We start from the raw sequence: 804 nt of genomic DNA, 5'->3' as shown, positions 1-804 counted from the left end.
GCTTGAGGTGCTGGCGCAGTGGCGTGCCAGCGGGCTGGTGACGCCGGTGCTGATCCTCACCGCACGCGGGTCATGGGCTGAACGTATCGAAGGGCTGAAGGCCGGTGCCGACGATTACCTGAGCAAGCCGTTCCACCCCGCGGAGCTGCAACTGCGCATCCAGGCCCTGTTGCGCCGCGCCCGGGGCCTGGCCAACCAACCGACGCTGGAGGCAGCCGGCCTGCACCTGGATGAAAGCCGCCAGTGCGTGAACCGCGATGGCCTGGACATCCAGCTCACCGCCGCCGAATTCCGCCTGCTGCGTTACTGCATGCTGCACCCGCAACAAATCCTGTCCAAGAGCCACCTGGCCGAGCACCTGTACGACGGTGAAACCGAGCGCGATTCCAACGTGCTGGAAGTGCACGTCAATCACCTGCGCCGCAAGCTTGGCCGCAGCGTCATCGAAACACGCCGCGGCCAGGGCTACCTGTACGCAGGGCGTGCTGGGTGAAGTCGATCCAGGCTCGCCTGAGCCTGGGCCTGATCGCCGTGCTGGTGGGCGTGGGCGTGGTGCTCGCGCAGTTGACATTGTGGCTGTTCGAGGCAGGCCTGCAGCGTTACCTGGAAAACAGCCTGCGCAAGGAAAGCGAGAGCCTGTTGGTGGCCCTGGTGCGCGGCCCAGCGGGCTTGCAGCTGGATGAGCGGCGCGTTTCCGCAGCCTACCATCGGCCGTTCTCGGGCTATTACTTCCGCATCGATGTCGACCAGGGCACCTGGCGTTCCCGTTCGCTGTGGGACCTGGACATGCCCAAGCCGTCGGCG

1 protein-coding gene and 1 pseudogene are annotated in these 804 nt (G+C 66.2%); both read left to right on the top strand.

Translation table 11 applies throughout. The annotated features are described in order from the left end of the window. Positions 1–493 (top strand): response regulator transcription factor (locus F3J31_RS23205; protein ID WP_167215714.1); only part of this gene is annotated, 493 nt, incomplete at its 5' end. Beyond that, a pseudogene (locus F3J31_RS23200) lies at positions 490–804 on the top strand (hypothetical protein); the annotation flags it as partial. The gene F3J31_RS23205 and the pseudogene F3J31_RS23200, both read left to right, overlap by 4 nt.

It is taken from the genome of Enterobacter sp. Acro-832 (genome assembly GCF_011752745.1).
GTDB classification, from domain to species: Bacteria; Pseudomonadota; Gammaproteobacteria; order Enterobacterales; family Enterobacteriaceae; genus Enterobacter; species Enterobacter quasiroggenkampii.
This window is presented reverse-complemented; position numbering and strand designations above follow the sequence as displayed.